The 17,521-nt window shown below is 72.5% G+C and carries 16 protein-coding genes and 1 riboswitch; of the genes, 3 read left to right on the top strand and 13 right to left on the bottom strand.

The window, feature by feature from the left end:
• Positions 1-54: 54 nt before the first annotated feature.
• Positions 55-483, bottom strand: coding sequence for an SPW repeat protein (locus tag AB0F18_RS12565; protein WP_362058367.1), 429 nt, complete (start codon positions 481-483; stop codon positions 55-57).
• Positions 484-580: 97 nt separating this feature from the next.
• Entirely contained in the window at positions 581-1,963 is a 1,383-nt protein-coding gene (locus AB0F18_RS12560; RefSeq protein ID WP_362058364.1) for a C39 family peptidase, read from the bottom strand.
• Between the two features lie 135 nt (positions 1,964-2,098).
• Between AB0F18_RS12560 and AB0F18_RS12555 the strand changes: the two genes are divergently transcribed.
• Both AB0F18_RS12555 and AB0F18_RS12550 read left to right on the top strand, forming a co-directional pair.
• Positions 2,099-2,734, top strand: a complete 636-nt coding sequence (locus AB0F18_RS12555; protein ID WP_362058361.1) for a hypothetical protein — start codon at positions 2,099-2,101, stop codon at positions 2,732-2,734.
• Positions 2,735-3,110: 376 nt separating this feature from the next.
• Positions 3,111-5,078 carry an AAA family ATPase gene (locus AB0F18_RS12550; RefSeq protein ID WP_362058358.1) on the top strand — a complete coding sequence of 656 codons (1,968 nt, stop codon included), beginning with the start codon at positions 3,111-3,113 and terminating at the stop codon, positions 5,076-5,078.
• Between the two features lie 13 nt (positions 5,079-5,091).
• Here AB0F18_RS12550 and AB0F18_RS12545 read toward each other — a convergent pair whose 3' ends face one another.
• The 11 genes from AB0F18_RS12545 to ribD form a co-directional block, all read right to left on the bottom strand.
• Positions 5,092-5,664 carry an XRE family transcriptional regulator gene (locus AB0F18_RS12545; protein WP_362058355.1) on the bottom strand — a complete coding sequence of 191 codons (573 nt, stop codon included), beginning with the start codon at positions 5,662-5,664 and terminating at the stop codon, positions 5,092-5,094.
• A 192-nt stretch (positions 5,665-5,856) separates the two neighbouring features.
• Entirely contained in the window at positions 5,857-6,921 is a 1,065-nt protein-coding gene (locus AB0F18_RS12540; protein WP_362058352.1) for a hemolysin family protein, read from the bottom strand.
• Positions 6,918-8,321 carry a hemolysin family protein gene (locus tag AB0F18_RS12535; protein WP_362058349.1) on the bottom strand — a complete coding sequence of 468 codons (1,404 nt, stop codon included), beginning with the start codon at positions 8,319-8,321 and terminating at the stop codon, positions 6,918-6,920. Before AB0F18_RS12535 ends, AB0F18_RS12540 begins: the two co-directional genes overlap by 4 nt.
• Positions 8,322-8,521: 200 nt before the next feature.
• Positions 8,522-8,986 carry a PH domain-containing protein gene (locus AB0F18_RS12530; RefSeq protein ID WP_362058346.1) on the bottom strand — a complete coding sequence of 155 codons (465 nt, stop codon included), beginning with the start codon at positions 8,984-8,986 and terminating at the stop codon, positions 8,522-8,524.
• 37 nt (positions 8,987-9,023) lie between these two features.
• A complete protein-coding gene (hisG, locus tag AB0F18_RS12525; RefSeq protein WP_362058344.1) occupies positions 9,024-9,872 on the bottom strand; it encodes an ATP phosphoribosyltransferase in 849 nt (282 codons plus the stop codon).
• Positions 9,873-9,942: 70 nt separating this feature from the next.
• Complete coding sequence (locus AB0F18_RS12520; RefSeq protein ID WP_362058341.1) at positions 9,943-10,224, bottom strand: phosphoribosyl-ATP diphosphatase; 282 nt, start codon at positions 10,222-10,224, stop codon at positions 9,943-9,945.
• Positions 10,225-10,270: 46 nt separating this feature from the next.
• Positions 10,271-10,768 (bottom strand): 6,7-dimethyl-8-ribityllumazine synthase, encoded by a 498-nt coding sequence (gene ribH, locus AB0F18_RS12515; RefSeq protein ID WP_362058338.1) that lies wholly within the window; start codon positions 10,766-10,768, stop codon positions 10,271-10,273.
• A 75-nt stretch (positions 10,769-10,843) separates the two neighbouring features.
• Positions 10,844-12,148 carry a bifunctional 3,4-dihydroxy-2-butanone-4-phosphate synthase/GTP cyclohydrolase II gene (locus AB0F18_RS12510; protein WP_362058335.1) on the bottom strand — a complete coding sequence of 435 codons (1,305 nt, stop codon included), beginning with the start codon at positions 12,146-12,148 and terminating at the stop codon, positions 10,844-10,846.
• Complete coding sequence (locus AB0F18_RS12505) at positions 12,145-12,798, bottom strand: nicotinamide mononucleotide transporter family protein (RefSeq protein ID WP_362058332.1); 654 nt, start codon at positions 12,796-12,798, stop codon at positions 12,145-12,147. Before AB0F18_RS12505 ends, AB0F18_RS12510 begins: the two co-directional genes overlap by 4 nt.
• Positions 12,795-13,418 (bottom strand): riboflavin synthase, encoded by a 624-nt coding sequence (locus AB0F18_RS12500; RefSeq protein WP_362058329.1) that lies wholly within the window; start codon positions 13,416-13,418, stop codon positions 12,795-12,797. Before AB0F18_RS12500 ends, AB0F18_RS12505 begins: the two co-directional genes overlap by 4 nt.
• Complete coding sequence (gene ribD, locus AB0F18_RS12495; protein WP_362058382.1) at positions 13,419-14,483, bottom strand: bifunctional diaminohydroxyphosphoribosylaminopyrimidine deaminase/5-amino-6-(5-phosphoribosylamino)uracil reductase RibD; 1,065 nt, start codon at positions 14,481-14,483, stop codon at positions 13,419-13,421.
• Between the two features lie 218 nt (positions 14,484-14,701).
• Positions 14,702-14,831, bottom strand: a riboswitch (FMN riboswitch).
• A gap of 297 nt (positions 14,832-15,128) precedes the next feature.
• Here ribD and AB0F18_RS12490 point away from each other — a divergent pair.
• A complete protein-coding gene (locus AB0F18_RS12490) occupies positions 15,129-17,507 on the top strand; it encodes a chitinase C-terminal domain-containing protein (protein WP_362058326.1) in 2,379 nt (792 codons plus the stop codon).
• Positions 17,508-17,521 lie beyond the last annotated feature (14 nt).

Below are 17,521 nucleotides of genomic sequence, written 5' to 3'. Positions count from 1 at the left end.
GCCTCCGGGATACGGAGGGCCGCCGGGGCCCGGCGTGCGGGACGCGCGTCCCGGTCAGGTGGTCGTACGCGGGCGTCCGCCGAGGGCCACCATGGCCAGGCCGAGGCAGAGGGCGACCGCGCCGGTGATGACGTTGCTGACGACACTGCGGGTGGTGTCCATCTCACCGGCCATGACCCAGGGGGCCACGATGGTCCAGGCTCCGATCGCGACCGCGGTCCAGGCCATCGCGTGCGTACGCTCGTACGCCGATCCCAGGCCGCCCATGCACAGACAGAAGGCCGCTCCGGCGATGAGGTTGTTGATGGCCAGCGGGCCCAGCACGCTGAACCCGGCGATCCACGGCGAAGCCGCCAGGTACAGGCCCGTGATCAGGGCCAGCGCCTCCACGGCCTGCGCGGCGGGCGTGCTCGTCACCCGCTCGAACCGAGTCCGCATCTCGGCAAGGTCCGGGTGATGTTCGATGCTCGAATGAGTCGTCATGGTGGGCTGCCTCCTAGAGAAGCCTTATATGCCCTTTATGCCCAGATTCGGCCGGTTAAGCCATCAGGGTCGGCCGATGTTCCGCGGAATTCCCCTTTCACAGGACCCCGACCTGGCGCAGCGCGGCGATCTGGGCCGCCGTGGGCCGGGCCGGGGCGTAGAGGTAGCAGACCCCGCCGCTGCCCGAGACGGTCTTGCCCTCGGCGTCGTGGCGCTTGGTGCGCAGCCAGACGTTCTCCCACTCCCGGCGCCGGTAGACGCGGCGGACGGCGGCGTTGTCCACCGAGTTCGGGTCGTTGGCGATCACGTCCCCGGCGGCGGTGAAGCCGATGACGGTCATCAGGTGGCCCGCGGTGCCGTAGCCCGCTCCGGTCAGCTCCTCGCGGCGGAAGGACTGGGAGGTGATCGCCGGGATGCCGGCCGCCACCAGGGTCTCCAGGTCGGTGAGGGAGCCGAGGCGGGTGACGACGCCGGCGAGGTCGCGGTAGGTGGCGGCGTAGGCGGCGTTGAAGGGCCAGTTGCCGCAGCCCTTGTACGCGGCGTCGTAGGTGGAGCGGGCGGCGTGGCAGACCTGGGGGTCGGCGTATCCCCGGTCGACCCAGGCCAGGGACGCGGCGCTGGGCTTGCGGCCCCAGTACTCGATGATCATCTGGGAGGAGGTGGGGCTGCACCAGGCCTCGCCGCCGTTGTCGTACTCCGGGTACTGGCCGGTGTGCACCTCCTGGGAGTAGCGCGGGACCTTGAGCTCGTGGGCCCTGCCGGAGGGGGCGGCGGCGGGGACGGTGAACCGGTCCGGGACGTCGGAGGCCATCGCTCCGGCCAGCCAGACCGTGGGGCCGCCGGCGGTGCCGGGCTTGCGGTACAGGGTCAGCCGCAGCTGCCAGTGCGTGATCCGCAGCCCGGCCGCCGCGGAGGGGCCGTCGACGGCCAGGGTGTCGGTCCAGACGGTGGTCCGGCCGTCGGTCTGGCCGTCGACGGAGGTACGGCGGATGTCCCCGTCGCCGGCCGCCCAGCGGCCCATGACGTACCAGGGGCCGCGCGTGCCGTCCGGGTAGGTGACGCGCAGCTCGGTCTGGATCCAGGTACCGGCCGGGGTGCGGGCGTTCCAGGAGGCGATGGCCTCGGTGGCGGGGACGGAGGAGCGGTGCAGGGGGGAGGTCCAGGTGGCGTACTCCCAGACGGCCTTCCGGCCGGTGTGCGGGTCGGTGTACTCGGTGCGGCCGGCGGGCGTCTTGATCTCCAGGCCGGGGCGGGTGCCGTCGACGGCGGTGGTTCCGTGGTGGGTGCCGGCCTGCCAGTGGGCGTACGCGTACCAGAAGCGGTTGTCCACCGGCCGGGGCGGGGCCGCGGCTTCGGCGGACTCCGGCTCCGGCTCCGGCGGCGCGGGGGTCGCCGAGGCGCGGCCGGCGGGGACGGTGGCGGCGGTGGCGGCGGCCAGGGCGATGGCCAGGAGGGCCCGGCGTGGTGTGGGTGCGGTCATCGGCGTGGCCCCCAGGGGTCGTCGGTGCGGTGCGTCTGCCCGTCCACCCTTCCAGTTCCCCGGGGTGGGGCGGCGAAGCGTGCGCGCGTGTCGGCCGGCGCACCGCTGCGCGGGGCGGGGGCCTACGCTGGCCGGGTGGGAGTACAGCAGTCACTGGAGGCGCTCGCGCGGGAGATCGCCGGTCTGCCGCCCTCGCTCGGTCCCGTGCGGGTGATCGGGGTCGACGGGCACGCGGGGTCGGGCAAGAGCACGTTCGCGGACCGGCTGGCCGAAGCGCTCGGCGGGGCGCCCGTGCTGCACCTGGACGACGTGGCCACCCACGGGGAGCTCTTCGACTGGTGGGAGCGGCTGCGCCGGCAGGTGGTGGAGCCGCTGGCCGCCGGGCGGCCCGCGCACTGGGCCCCGTACGACTGGGCCGCGCGCCGCTACGGCCCGGAGCGGGTGCTGGAGCCGGCGCCGGTGCTGCTCGTCGAGGGGGTCGGGGCCGGGCGGCGGGCGCTGCGCCCGCACCTGGCGCGGCTGCTGTGGATGGAGACCCCCCGCGAGACGTCCTGGGGGCGGGGACGGAGACGGGACGGGCGCGAACTCTCCGATTTCTGGGACGGATGGGAGCGCGCCGAGCTCGCGCACTTCTCGGACGACCCTTCGCGCCCCTTCGCGGACACCTTGGTACACCAGAGCGGTACGGGATACGAGTGGACTTCCGGGGCTTCTGCGACCCCCGGAACACCCTTCGCGCTCACCGACCGTGACGGACTCCCCCAGGCCTGAGCCCCGCCGCACGACGGGCCGCGGAGGGCTTGCCCGACCCGCTTGACCCGGGCCCGGATGCGGCCTTACGTTCTGAATGCGCGGTCTGCGAAGGCCGCCGCGGACGCGAAGCCCCCGGTTGTTCCCCCGTGACCGGGGGCTTCGTTCTGCCCCGGTCCGGGTCCCGGCCGGGCGCGGGGCGCGCCGCTCCGCCCACCACCCCTCACCCTGAGTTACCGTACGCGTCCGGGGTGCGCCCACGACCCGTGTCCCCCGCACCCTGGGTAAGGTGCGTCACCGCAGGTACGATGCAGCCCTGATTCATCGGCCGGGTGGACAACTCGCGCGCTCGGCGCGGGGATTGCCGCGTGCCACGGGCAGGCTTGTGGGGGACGTGATGGACTTCGGCATGCCGGGCAGCGCACACGCCCCGGCCGAACTCGCCTGGCTGCGCGGGGTCGACGCCTGCACCATGGGCGCCTACCCGCAGGCCGAGGAGGAGTTCCGCGCGGCCGTCAGCCTGGATCCCTCGATGGCCGACGCCTGGCTGGGGCTGCACGCGCTGCGCGTGGACACCACCAACGCCTTATTGCGCATGTACGCCCACCGGGACCGCTTCGGCGAGCAGCGCACCCGGCACCGGCGGACCCTGAACTCCTGGTACTGGCTGGGCTGGTGGGTCCAGCCGGTACTGGAGAGCCGCCGGGACCTGCTGCTCGCCCACGCCTCGCACTGGCTGGACGGCCGCCACGTCCCCGAACTGGACCAGGCCCTGGCCGCGCTGCCCCCCGTGGACACCGATCCGCAGGTCCGGTTCCTGCACGCCTGCCGGGCCTATCTGGTCAAGGACTGGGAGCAGCTCGTACGACACACCGAGCCGCTGGTGCACGACCCGCTGCTGGGCATCGAGGCGGGGCTCTTCGGCGGGATGGCCCGGGTCCGGCTGGAGATGTACGGGCAGGCGGAGCCGATGCTCTCGGCGGCGCTGATGCGCTGCCGCAGCGAGCAGCCCCAGCGCAAGGAACTGCGGTACTGGCTGGCGCGGGCCCGCGAGGGCACCGGGCGCAGTGCGGCCGCCCTGCCGCTGTACCGGGCCGTGCACCGGGTGGACCCGGCGTTCATGGACACGGCGGCCCGGCTGACGGCCATCGAGGACAGCACCGACCCCGACGACATGGCCGGGATGGCGGACGCCGCCGGGTACGCCGGGTACGGCGGGCACCTGTCCGAGGGGTTCGCCGGGCACGGGCTCTCCCCGGCCGGCGGGGACTACACGGCGGTGGCGGCGCTGGGCGGCGTCGGGCCCGTCCAGGACCTGGCCCCGGACGGGCAGGTGGACGCCGATCCGCCGACCCCCGGGGAGCCGCCGGACCCGCGCTTCGGGCCGCCGGCCGGGACGGGCCGGCTGGAGGGCGTACGGCACAAGGTGACCCTCCCCGCGCAGGGCGCCCCCGCCGGGCTGCCGGCCGGGCCGGCCGATCCGCAGGCGCTGGCCGAGGCGCTCGCGGAGCTGGAGCGGATGGTGGGCCTGGAGCCGGTGAAGCGGCAGGTGAAGGCCCTCTCGGCGCAGCTGCACATGGCCCGGCTGCGGGCGGCGCAGGGGCTCCCGGTGCAGCCGCCGAAGCGGCACTTCGTCTTCTCGGGGCCCTCGGGGACCGGCAAGACCACGGTCGCCCGGATCCTGGGGCGGGTGTTCTACGCCCTGGGGCTGCTCGGCGGCGACCACCTGGTGGAGGCGCAACGGGCCGATCTCGTGGGCGAGTTCCTCGGGCAGACCGCGGTCAAGGCGAACGAGCTGATCGATTCGGCGATCGGCGGGGTGCTCTTCGTGGACGAGGCGTACAGCCTGTCCAACTCCGGCTACAGCAAGGGCGACGCGTACGGGGACGAGGCCCTCCAGGTGCTCCTCAAGCGCGCCGAGGACAACCGCGACCACCTGGTGGTGATCCTGGCGGGCTATCCGGCGGGGATGGACCGGCTGCTGGCGGCCAATCCGGGGCTGTCCTCCCGCTTCACCACCCGCGTGGACTTCCCGAGCTACCGGCCGACGGAACTGACCGCGATCGGCGGGGTGCTGGCCGACGCGAACGGGGACCGCTGGGACGAGGAGGCCCTGGAGGAGCTGCGGAGCATCAGCGGGCACGTGGTGGAGCAGGGCTGGATCGACGAGCTCGGCAACGGGCGGTTCCTGCGCACCCTGTACGAGAAGAGCTGCGCCTACCGGGACCTGCGGCTGGCGGGCTTCGCCGGGGAGCCCTCGCGCGACGACCTGGCGACGCTGCGGCTGGCGGACCTGATGCAGGCGTACGGGGAGGTGCTGTCGGGGCGGGGGCCGCAGGAGCGGCCGGATCCGCCGCCGATGTAGCCCGGCCCCGGAGTCAGGGGGCCGGCGGGCCGGCGCGGACGACGGCCTGGTCCCCGCGGGGGCCGAACAGGTGCAGGATCTCGACGGCGCCGTCGTCGGCCGGGCCGAACCAGTGGGGCCGGGCGGTGTCGAACTCCGCGACCTCGCCGGGGCGCAGGAGGTGCTCCTCGTCCCCGAGGATCAGGCGCAGCCGCCCCGCGAGGACGTAGCACCACTCGTAGCCCTCGTGGGTGACCAGTTTGGGCTCGCGCGGGGTCAGGACCTGCTTGAACACCTGGATCCGGCCCGGGTAGCGGGTCAGCGGGACGATGACGGTGCCGTGCTTGCCGATCGGCTCCAGGTGGACCCGGGGGTCACCGGTGGCCGGGGCGCCCACCAGCTGGTCGAGGGCGACGCGGTGGGCTCGCGCGAGCGGGAGGAGGAGCTCCAGGGTGGGGCGGCGTTTGCCGGATTCGAGGCGGGAGAGGGTGCTCACGGAGATCCCCGTCCCGGTGGCGAGGGCCTCCAGGGTGAGGCCACGGGTGCGGCGGAGCGTGCGGAGTCTTGGGCCGATGGCCTCGATGACCTGTTCCGTTTCCGGGTCCACGGGGCCATTGTGCCGTCTGGCTTCGCGGTGCCGGTGTGCCGCTGCGCGGAGCCGTCTCCCCGCCCCGCCCTTTCACCGTTTCCTGGGGCTCCGCCCCAGACCCTCCCCCAGCTACCGCTGGGGGTACCCCCCGCCTCAAACGCCGACGGGGCTATAGGTAGCCCGCGCGGCGTTTGAGCGCACCGGGCGGCGTCAGCCGGTCAGGGATCGGGGCTGGTGGCGGCGGGTCGGGATGCGGTGGGCGGGGTCGCGGACCTCGCCGACCAGCATCTCCAGCACGTCCTCCAGGGCCACCAGGCCCAGGATCCGCCCCGAGGGCCCGGCCACCTGCGCGAGGTGGGTGGCGTCCCGGCGCATCACGGTGAGGGCGTCGTCCAGCGGGAGCGTGGAGCACAGGGTGGTCATCCGGCGCCAGACCCGCTGCGGCACCGCCCGCTCCCGGTCCTCCAGGTCCAGGACGTCCTTGACGTGGAGGTAGCCCATGAAGGCCCCGGTGTCGGAGCGGACCGGGAAGCGCGAGTAGCCGGTGCGCACGGTCAGCTGCTCGATCTGGCGGGGGGTGACGGCCGGGCCGACCGTGACCAGCCGGCCCGGGGCCAGCAGGACGTCGGTGACCGGGCGGCTGCCCAGCTCCAGGGCGTCCTCCAGGCGCTCCTGCTCGACCGGTTCGAGGAGCCCGGCCTGCCGGGAGTCCTCGACGAGCCGGCCCAGCTGCGCGCTGGTGTACACGGCCTCCACCTCGTCCTTCGGCTCCACCTTGAAGAGCCGCAGGACGAGCGCGGCGCAGGCGCCCAGGGCTGTGGTGACCGGCCCGCAGACGCGGGCGAAGGCCACCAGGCCGGGGCTGAACCACAGGGAGGCCTTCTCGGGGGCGGCCATGGCGAGGTTCTTGGGGACCATCTCGCCGATGACCAGGTGCAGGAAGACCACGGCGGCCAGTGCCACGGCGTAGCCGAGCGGATGGACCAGCCCCTCGGGGATGTGCACGGCCTCGAAGACGGGCTCCAGCAGCCTGGCCACGGTCGGCTCGGCGACCGCGCCCAGGGTGAGCGAGCACAGGGTGATGCCGAACTGGGCGGCCGCCATCATCCGCGGCAGGTTCTCCAGGCCGTACAGCACCTGGCGGGCCCGCTTGGAGCCGGCCGCCAGGGGTTCGATCTGGCTGCGGCGTACGGAGACGAGCGCGAACTCGGCGCCGACGAAGAAACCGTTGGCCAGGACCAGGAGCAGGGCGAAGAGCAACTGGAGGGCGTTCACCGGGCGGCCCCTTCCAGTTCGGCGCGCTGCTGGCCGTTGATGCGGGCGGCCCGCGGGGTGAATTCGAGCTCGACGGCGGCGTGCGGTACGGCCGTCAGGCGGACCAGCCTCACCCGCTCGGCGCGGTTGCGGCGGACCTGGCGGACGGAGAGCTTCCAGCCGGGCAGCTCGGCCCGGTCCCCGGGGGCGGGGATGCGGCCCAGGAGGTCGGCGACGAGGCCCGCGACGGTCTCGTACGGGCCCTCGGGCACCTCCAGGCCTATGCGGCGCAGGGTGTGCACGCGGCAGCTGCCGTCGGCGTCCCAGGAGGGCCGGCCGTCCTCGGTGGGGACGGCGGCCAGTTCGGGGCTGTCGTCCTCGGCGAGGTCGTGCTCGTCGCGGACCTCGCCGACGAGTTCCTCCACGATGTCCTCCAGGGTGACGACGCCGGCGGTGCCGCCGTACTCGTCGACCACCACGGCCATCGGCTGTTCGCTGCGCAGCCGCTCCAGCAGCGGCTGGACGGGCAGGGAGCCGGGCACCAGCAGCGGGGCGACGCAGATCCCGTCGACGGTCGTGCGGGCGCGCTCGGACTCGGGCACGGCGAGGGCGTCCTTGAGGTGGACGACCCCGGTGATCTCGTCGATGCGCTCGCGGTAGACCGGGAAGCGGGAGAGTCCGGTGGCGCGGGTCAGGTTCAGCACGTCGGCGGCGGTGGCCGAGTGCTGGAGGGCGCTGACCTTCACCCGGGGGGTCATGACGTGCTGCGCGGTGAGCTCGCCCAGCGAGAGGGTCCGTACGAAGAGGTCGGCGGTGTCCTGTTCGAGGGCGCCGGCCTGGGCCGAATGGCGGACCAGGGAGACCAGCTCGCCGGGGGTGCGGGCGGAGGCCATCTCCTCGGCGGGCTCGACGCCGAGCGCCCGCACGAGGCGGTTCGCGACGGCGTTGAGGCCGGCGATGACGGGCCGCAGGGCCCGGGAGAAGGCCCGCTGCGGGCCGGCGACGAACCTCGCCACCTGGAGCGGCTTGGAGACCGCCCAGTTCTTCGGGACGAGCTCGCCGACGACCATCTGGACGGCGGAGGCGAGCAGCATGCCGATGAGGACGGCGGCGCCGGGGACGGCCCCCTCGGGCAGGCCGGTCGCGGCGAGCGGCTTCGACAGCAGCACGGCGAGGGCCGGTTCGGCGAGCATGCCGACCACGAGGGAGGTGATGGTGATGCCGAGCTGGGTGCCGGAGAGCTGGAAGGACAGCTCCCGCAGGGCTTCGACCACCGTGCGGGCACGGCGGTCACCTTCGGCTGCGGCCCGTTCGGCCTCGGGCTTCTCCACCGTGACGAGGCCGAACTCGGCCGCCACGAAGAAACCGTTGGCGAGGATCAGGGCGAAGGCCGCCACGAGCAGGAGTAGCGGGATGGTCATGCCGCCGCCTCCACGGGGAGGGCGGCGCGGGTACTACCGGACGATCCGTCCATTGCTGGAGGGAGTCACTCCTCTGGTTGCAGGTGCCCACGGGCCTCGGGGTCCCGGGGCGGGTGGGTGGGCGCTCTGGTGCGCCGCCCCACCAGGGTAGTCATTGAGATCGCCGCCGCAATGGGACGCAGCGACGAGGTCCGGCGGGCTCAGTGGTCGGCCGCGCCGGTTCCGCGGATCTCGGCGAGGGCGCGCAGGGCGCGGGCGTCGCCGATGGCGCGTGCCTTGGCGATGCCGGGCTGGATGCCCAGGGCGGGCAGGCTGGTGCCGTCGTTCAGGTCGAGGAACACCCACGGGTCGCCGGGGCGGAGGTTGACGCGCAGGATCTGCGCCCACTCCAGGCGGCGGGTGGTGGTGAGGTTGACCACGGTGACCCCGGCCTCGTCCGCGACCACCTTGGGGCGGCTGAGCAGGACCAGGACGGAGGCCATCAGGGTGGCGGTGACGACGAAGCTGACCCGCTCGCCGGGGCTGAGGTTCTCCAGCAGCAGCGCGATCGCCGTGATGGTGGCGAACATGACGAGGCCGACGCCCAGCAGCACCGCCCGGGTGCGGTTCGGCCGGAAGGTGACCGGCAGTTCGGGCAGGGTGGGCTGGGCGGCGGACTCGCTCATGGTGCTGTGGGGTGCCTTCTGGGAACGGGCCGGCCGGTCAGAGGCGGCAGGCGTGGATCGAGGTGGTGAGGATCGCGCGCGCGCCGAGCTCGTACAGGTCGTCCATGATGCGCTGGGCGTCCTTGGCGGGGACCATGGCGCGGACCGCGACCCAGCCCTCGTTGTGGAGCGGGGAGACCGTCGGCGACTCCAGGCCCGGGGTGAGGGCGACGGCGCGCTCCAGGTGCTCGGCGCGGCAGTCGTAGTCCATCATCACGTAGCTGCGGGCCACCAGGACGCCCTGGAGGCGGCGCAGGAACTGCGCGACCTTGGGGTCGTCCACGCCGGCGCCGGTGCGGCGGATGACGGTCGCCTCGGACTTGAGGATCGGCTCGCCGATGACCTCCAGGCCGGCGTTGCGCAGGCTGGTGCCGGTCTCGACGACGTCGGCGATGACCTGGGCGACGCCGAGCTCGATGGCGGTCTCGACGGCGCCGTCCAGGTGGACGACGGAGGCGTCGATGCCCTGGTCGGCGAGGTGCTTGGCGACGATGCCCTCGTAGGAGGTGGCGATCGTCATCCCGCCGAAGTCCTCGGGGCCCTTCGCGGTGCCGGGCTTGGTGGCGTAGCGGAAGGTGGAGCGGCCGAAGTTCAGCGGCAGGATCTCCTCGGCGTTCGCCCCGGAGTCCAGCAGCAGGTCGCGGCCGGTGATGCCGATGTCGAGCTTGCCCGACGCGACGTAGATCGCGATGTCCTTCGGGCGGAGGTAGAAGAACTCGACCTCGTTGTCGGGGTCGACCGTGACGAGTTCCTTGGACTCCTTGCGCTGGCGGTAGCCGGCCTCATGGAGCATCTCCGACGCCGGTCCGGAGAGCGAACCCTTGTTGGGGACGGCGATGCGCAGCATGGGGGGCTTCCTTCGGTGCGTAGATGCGTAAGGGGTGGGTGGGCGGGGGCCCGCGGTGAAGAGCTCCGGCCTAGAGGTGGGAGTAGACGTCGTCGAGGGAGATCCCGCGCGCCACCATCATCACCTGGACGTGGTAGAGCAGCTGGGAGATCTCCTCGGCGGCGGCTTCCTTGCCCTCGTACTCGGCGGCCATCCAGACCTCGGCTGCCTCTTCGACGATCTTCTTGCCGATGGCATGGACGCCCTTGCCGACGAGCTCGGCGGTGCGGGAGGTGCTGGGGTCGCCTTCGGCGGCCTTGAGCTGGAGCTCGGTGAAGAGCTCTTCGAAGCTCTTAGTGGGTTCGTTCGCCATGATGCCCTTAGGGTACGGGTTCACCCGGGCCCCCCGGTGCCGGGGTTCACCCCTTGGACTGCCGCCAGGGTTCGCTGACGGTCCGCAGGGTCATGGCGGTGGAAACGGCGGCGGTGACCGCTTCGTGGCCCTTGTCCTCGTTCGACCCCTCAAGGCCGGCGCGGTCCAGCGCCTGCTCGTCGTTGTCGCAGGTCAGGACGCCGAAGCCGACGGGGACTCCGGTGTCGATCGACACCTGTACCAGGCCCTGGGTGACGCCCTGGCAGACGTAGTCGAAGTGCGGGGTGCCGCCGCGGATGACCACGCCGAGGGCGACGATGGCGTCGTAGCCGCGGCCTGCGAGCACCTTCGCCACGACCGGGAGCTCGAAGCTGCCGGGGACGCGCAGCACGGTGGGCTCGTCGATGCCCAGCTCGTGCAGGGCCCGCAGGGCTCCGTCGACCAGGCCGTCCATGACCTTCTCGTGCCACTGGGCCGCGATGACGGCCACCCGGAGGTCGCCGCAGTTCTTCACGCTCAGTACGGGTGCGCCCTTGCCGCTCACAGCTCTGCTCCTCAGGGGTTCCGGTTCGGTACCGGGTTGACGGGTGTGTGGTGTGCGTGGTGCGTGGTGTGCGGGTTACTGGTTGCCGCAGGCGGAGGTGGGTACGGCCCCCTCCAGCCAGGGCAGGTCGTGGCCCATCCGGTCCCGCTTGGTGCGCAGGTACCGCAGGTTGTGCTGGCCGGCCTCGACGGGCATGGGCTCCCGGCCGGCGACGGAGATGCCGTGCTCTTCGAGGGCGGCGGCCTTGTCGGGGTTGTTGGTCAGCAGCCGGACGCTGTGCACGCCCAGGTCGGCGAGGATCTGGGCGCCGGCCCCGTAGTCGCGGGCGTCGGCGGGCAGGCCCAGTTCCAGGTTGGCGTCCAGGGTGTCGCGGCCGCGCTCCTGGAGCTCGTAGGCGCGCATCTTGGACAGCAGTCCGATGCCGCGTCCCTCGTGGCCGCGCAGGTAGACGACCACGCCCCGGCCCTCGGCCTGGACCCGGGCCATGGCGGCCTGGAGCTGGGGGCCGCAGTCGCAGCGCTGCGACTGGAAGATGTCGCCGGTCAGGCACTCGGAGTGCATGCGGACGAGGACGTCCTCGCCGTCGCCGACCTCGCCGTGGACGAGGGCGACGTGCTCGACGCCGTCGACGGTGGAGCGGTAGCCGTACGCGGTGAACTCGCCGGCGGCGGTCGGCAGGCTGACCTCGGCCTCGCGGCGGACGGTGGGCTCGGCGGAGCGGCGGTAGGCGATCAGGTCCTCGATGGAGATGATCGTCAGTCCGTGCTTGCGGGCGAAGGGGATCAGCTCGGGCAGGCGCAGCATGACGCCGTCCTCGCCGGCGATCTCCACGATGGCGCCGGCCGGGCGCAGGCCCGCGAGGCGGGCGAGGTCGACGGCGGCCTCGGTGTGGCCGTTGCGGACCAGGACGCCGCCGGGCTTGGCGCGCAGCGGGAAGACGTGGCCGGGGCGGACGAAGTCGCCGGCCTCGGAGGTGCCGTTGGCGAGCAGGCGCAGGGTGGTGGCGCGGTCGGCGGCGGAGATGCCGGTGGTGACGCCGTGGGCGGCGCCGGCGTCGACGGAGACGGTGAAGGCGGTCTTCATCGACTCGGTGTTGTTGCTGACCATCTGCGGGAGGTCGAGGCGGTCCAGCTCGGGGCCCTCCATCGGGGCGCAGATCAGGCCCCGGCACTCGCTCATCATGAACGCGACGATCTCGGGGGTGGCCTTCTCGGCGGCGATGACGAGGTCGCCCTCGTTCTCGCGGTCCTCGTCGTCGACGACGACCACGGGGCGGCCGGCTGCGATGTCGCGGATGGCCTGCTCGACGGGGTCGAGGCGGAAGGACTCCTCGGCGCCGGGGTCGACCGGGTCGGGCACGGGCTTGAGGACGGGGGTCATGCCGTTGCTCCTTCGAGGGCCGGGGCGGGGTTGGTGCGGGAGCGCTGGTACCAGTCGTAGGCACCCCAGAGCACGAGGGCTCCGTAGATCACGTAGACGAACGCGGAGAAGGCGTAGCCGCTGGTGAAGGCGAGGGGGACGCCGACCGCGTCGACGAGGAGCCAGGCGAACCAGAACTCGACGAGGCCCTTGGCCTGGGCGTACATGGCGACGATGGTGCCGACGAAGATGTAGGCGTCCGGCAGCGGGTTCCAGGACATCCACGGGTAGAGGGTGAACAGCCCGGTGACGGCGAGGGTGCCGACGGCGGCGGCGCCGAGGAGCGCGCCGCGCTCGCGCCAGGTGGCGAAGCGGACGGCGAGGGAGGCGTCCTGGGCCTGCCGCTTGCCGCGGGTCCACTGGGCCCAGCCCCACAGGGCGACCAGCATGACGACGACCTGCTTGCCGGCGTTGCCGGAGAGGTGGCCGGCGGCGAAGGCGACGAAGAGGATGGCGCCGGAGAGGAACTGGGTCGGCCAGGTCCATATGGAGCGCCGCCAGCCGAGGGCGAGGGCGGCGAGGCCCATGGTGTTGCCGATCGCGTCGGACCAGATGATCTTCTGGCCGAAGGCGGTGAAGGCTTCGGAGTTCAGCCAGGTCAGGGCGCTCACTTCTGCCCCTCCTCGGCGTGCAGCGGGTTCACGCCGGCGGCGAGCAGGCGCTCGACGTACTTGGCGAGGACGTCCACCTCCAGGTTGACCGGGTCGCCGGGCTGCTTGATGCCCAGGGTGGTCAGCGCGAGGGTGGTGGGGATGAGGCTGATGGTGAAGTAGTCGGCGGCGGCCTCGACGACGGTGAGGCTGACGCCGTCGACCGTGATGGAGCCCTTCTCCACGACGTACCGGGCGAGGTTCCCCGGGAGCGCGATCTTGACGATCTCCCAGTGCTCGGAGGGGGTGCGGGAGAGGATCTCGCCGGTGCCGTCCACGTGTCCCTGGACCAGGTGGCCGCCGAGCCGGCCGCCGAGGGCCATGGGGCGCTCCAGGTTGACCCGGGAGCCCTTGTCCAGGGCGCCGAGGCTGGAGCGGTCGAGGGTCTCCTGCATGACGTCGGCGGTGAACTCGCCGTCGGCGGTCTCCACGACGGTGAGGCAGACGCCGTTGACGGCGATCGAGTCGCCGTGCTTGGCGCCCTCGGTCACGACGGGGCCGCGCAGGCGGAAGCGGGAGGCCTCGGCGAGCTGCTCGACGGCGGTGACCTCGCCCAGTTCTTCGACGATTCCGGTGAACACTCAGTGCTCCTTGGGGGCGTTGGCGGGGACGGCGGTGATACGCAGATCGGTGCCGCTGCGCACGGCCTCGGTGATGTCGAGGCGTACGGCGTGGGCGATGTTCGTGATGCCGGCGCCGCCGAGGGCGGCGGGGCCGGCACCGAGGAGGGCGGGGGCGATGTAGCCGACGACGCGGTCGACGGCCCCGGCCTCCAGGAAGGCTCCGGCGAGGGTGGGTCCGCCTTCGAGGAGGACGGAGCGCACCCCGCGGGCGTACAGCTCGGTGAGCAGGGACGGGACGGGGACGCGGCCGTCGTGCAGGGGCAGCCGCAGGATGTCGGCGCCGGGCAGGTGGCGGGTGTCGGCGTCCTCGCCGGTGACGATCAGGGTGGGGGCCGCGTCGTCGAGGATGCGGGCCGTGGGGAGCAGTCCGGCGCGGGTGTCGAGGGCGACGCGCAGCGGCTGCACGGCGCCGTCGATGCCCCGTACGGCCAGGTGGGGGTCGTCGGTGCGCAGGGTGCCGCCGCCGACGAGGACGGCGTCGGCCTCGGCGCGCAGCCGGTGGACGTCGGCGCGGGACTCCGGGGAGGTGATCCAGCGGCTGCTGCCGTCCTCGGCGGCGCTGCGGCCGTCGAGGGTGGCGGCGTACTTCCAGGTGACGTGGGGGCGGCCCAGGCGTACGGAGGTGAGCCAGGCGGCGTTGCCCTGTTCTGCCTCGTCGGCCAGGAGGCCCGCCTCGGTGGTGATCCCGGCGGCGCGCAGGGTGGCGCCACCGCCGCTGGCCTGCGGGTTCGGGTCGGAGACGGCGTAGACCACGCGGGTGATGCCGGCCTCGATGAGGGCCTGCGCGCAGGGGCCGGTGCGGCCGGTGTGGTTGCAGGGTTCGAGGGTGACGTAGGCGGTGGCGCCGCGGGCGGCCTCGCCGGCCGCGCGCAGGGCGTGGACCTCGGCGTGGGGGCCGCCGGCCCGCTGGTGCCAGCCCTCGCCGACGACGACGCCCTCGGGGTCGGTGATGACGCAGCCGACGACGGGATTGGGGCTGGTGGAGCCGAGTCCGCGGGAGGCCAGCTCGATGGCCCGGCGCATCGCGGTGATGCTCGGGTCGGGTGCTGCCTGCGCGGCGTGTGTCGCCACCGGGTCCTCCTGCCTCATCGGGCACGGACTCCGGGGCCTGTCGGGATACGACAGATGAAGCGGGAAAGCGCACGCGGGGACGCCGAGGCCGGGAATACGGCCCGTCCGACACGTATCCCCTGGGGAACACGCCGATGGACCGCCGACGGCGGCGTACCGGTGACTGCCCGCCGCGCACTGCCTCCCATCCGGACTTTAACCGTCGGTCCAGGAATTTCACCTGGTCAACCGGCCGCTGGCTGCGGACGGGTCGCGGACTATACCGCCGGTTCGGAATTACACCGACCCCGGAGTGCGCTGCTACTGGTACTAGGGCCAGTGTGCCACGGGGGATCGGCAGCCATGCGGGGAAATGCTGTGGCCTGGCTCACAAGCCCCCCGTCCTTGAGCGCTCCTCTTGCGCCGGCGGTGCCGTGAACGCTCCGGATCCGAGGTTGGTCCAGACCTATTGACGGGTTGGTCTAGTCCTCTTAACGTTCCCTTCATCTTCCCGGGAGCCGGCCCTGCCGACGTGCGCACGTCACGGGCCAACCAGCGCCAGCTTTACGCCTGTTGCTGCACGTTGGTCCTGCCATCCTCCCCTCCCCAGGAGGCACCATGCCGTCCCCCACACGTACGAGAGCGATGCTCCTGGCATCCGGCGCCGCGATCGCCGGGCTGCTGCTACCCGCATTGGCGACGGGCTTTTCGCACGCCGCCTGGGGGTCCCCCCAGACGGAGTCTGGGGGAGAAAGCTGCCGACCCGACGGGCTGTACAAGACGGCCGGAGTGGACGTCCCGTACTGCTCCGTCTACGACTCCGAAGGCCGCGAGAGGATGGGTGCGGACCACCAGCGCCGCGTCATCGGCTACTTCACCGGCTGGCGCACGGGCAAGGACGGCACCCCCGCCTACCTCGCCAACAACGTCCCGTGGTCCAAGGTCACCCACCTGAACTACGCCTTCGCCCACGTCGGCGCGGACAACAGGATCTCGGTCGGGGCGGACGGCCCGGGCAACGCCGCCACCGGGATGACCTGGCCGGGCGTCGCCGGCGCCGAGATGGACCCGGCCCTCCCCTACAAGGGCCACTTCAACCTGCTGAACAAGTTCAAGAAGCAGTACCCGAACGTCAAGACGCTGGTCTCGGTGGGCGGCTGGGCCGAGACCGGCGGCTACTTCGGCGACGACGGCAACCGGGTCGCCTCCGGCGGCTTCTACTCGATGGCCACCAACGCCGACGGCTCCGTCAACCAGGCCGGCATCGACACCTTCGCGGACTCCTCGGTCGAGTTCATCCGGAAGTACGGGTTCAACGGCGTCGACATCGACTACGAGTACCCGACCACCATGAAGGACGCGGGCAACCCGCTGGACTGGCAGCTGTCCAACGCCCGCCGGGCCGGGCTGGTCCAGGGCTACGCGGCCCTGATGAAGTCGCTGCGCGAGAAGCTCGACCGCGCCGGCGCCGCCGACGGCAAGCACTACCTGCTGTCCGTCGCCGCCCCCTCCTCCGGCTACCTGCTGCGGGGCATGGAGACGTTCCAGATGCAGAAGTACCTGGACTACGTCAACATCATGTCCTACGACCTGCACGGCGCCTGGAACGAGTACGTCGGCCCCAACGCCTCCCTCTTCGACGACGGCAAGGACGCCGAACTGGCGGCCGCGGGCGTCTACTCCACCTCCCAGTACGGCGGCGTCGGCTACCTCAACACCGACTGGGCCTACCACTACTTCCGCGGCTCGATGCCGTCGGGCCGGATCAACATCGGCCTGCCGTACTACACCCGCGGCTTCAAGAACGTGCAGGGCGGCACCGACGGCCTGTGGGGCAAGGCCCCGGCCACCAGCTGCCCGGCGGGCGCCGGCCTGACCAAGTGCGGTGACGGCGCGGTCGGCATCGACAACCTCTGGCACGACCTGGACGCCAACGGCGTCGAGTCCCCCGCGGGCTCGAACCCGATGTGGCACGCGAAGAACCTGGAGAAGGGCGTCGTCGGCGACTACGTCACGAAGTACGGCTTCCCCGCGAACACCACCCTGACCGGCACCTACGCCCGCAAGTACGACTCCACGCTGGTGGCGCCCTGGCTGTGGAACGCGCAGAAGAAGGTCTTCCTGTCGACGGAGGACGAGCAGTCCGTCGCCGCCAAGGCCGACTACGTGGTGGACAAGGGCATCGGCGGCACGATGGTCTGGGAGCTGGCGGGCGACTACTCCTACAACGCGGCCAAGGGCCAGTACGAGATGGGCGACACGCTCACCTCCCTGATGTACGACAAGTTCAAGGCGGCCGCCCCGTACGGCGCGAAGAAGGCCGGCGGCGCGCTCCCCGCGCAGGCGGTGGACATCAGGACGGAGTTCACGGACTTCAAGCTGGGCGACTCCAACTACCCGATCACCCCGAAGCTGAAGATCACCAACAACACGAAGACCACGCTGCCCGGCGGCACCGAGTTCCAGTTCGACTACGGCACCTCGGCCCCGGCCAACGCCTCCGACCAGTCCGGCTTCGGCACGAAGGTGATCGCCACCGGCCACTCCGGCAGCAACGTCGGCGGCCTGAAGGGCGACTTCCAGCGGGTCTCGCTGAAGCTCCCGGCCTGGCAGTCGCTGGCCCCGGGCGCCACGGTCGACCTGGCGTTCAACTACTACCTTCCGGTGTCCACGCCCTCCAACTGGACGGTGAACGTCTCCGGCACCACGTACGCCCTCGCCGGTGACCTGGCGCGCGGCACCACCCTGACGGAGCCGGGCGGCAGCCAGCCCCCGACGACGCCTCCCACCACCCCGCCGACCACTCCCCCGACGACGCCGACCACGCCCCCGGGCGGGACCTGCACCAACCCGGCGTACGTGGCGGGCACGGTCTACAACAGCGGGAACGTGGTCTCGCACCAGGGCCACAACTGGAAGGCCCAGTGGTGGACCCAGAACGAGGAACCCGGCACCACCGGACAGTGGGGCGTCTGGAAGGACCTGGGCGCCTGCTGACACCCGGCGGGTGA

Source organism: Streptomyces sp. NPDC029216 (genome assembly GCF_040648015.1).
Lineage (GTDB): Bacteria > Actinomycetota > Actinomycetes > Streptomycetales > Streptomycetaceae > Streptomyces.
The sequence above is the reverse complement of the archived record's forward strand: the minus strand, read 5'-3'. Positions and strand labels throughout refer to the sequence as shown.